This window comes from Rhodanobacter thiooxydans LCS2, from assembly GCF_000264375.1.
Classification (GTDB): Bacteria; Pseudomonadota; Gammaproteobacteria; order Xanthomonadales; family Rhodanobacteraceae; genus Rhodanobacter; species Rhodanobacter thiooxydans.
The window spans coordinates 1-235 of sequence record NZ_AJXW01000049.1; the positions used below are offsets into that span (position 1 = coordinate 1).

Sequence of the window (235 nt, forward strand, 5' to 3'; positions counted from 1 at the left end):
CGGCACGCGCAATCGGTGGCGACACTGCGCTGGCACCGCGGTTGCCGTCGCTGTTCGAACCGCTGCAGCGCGCGCCGTCGATGCCGGTGACCGAGGAAGGCGGGGTGCCGACGCGCCCTCGCGACGTGGACCCGGCACCGGCGGTGCCGGATGCCCCGCTGTCGCCGCGCTCGCCGACCCAGACCCGCGAGCCGATCGAGCCACCAGCCGCGCGCGCCACGCCGGTGCCGCGCGC

1 pseudogene is annotated in these 235 nt (G+C 77.9%); it reads left to right on the top strand.

The features are described from left to right. Nucleotides 1-235, top strand: a pseudogene (locus UUA_RS19625) (hypothetical protein); the annotation flags it as partial.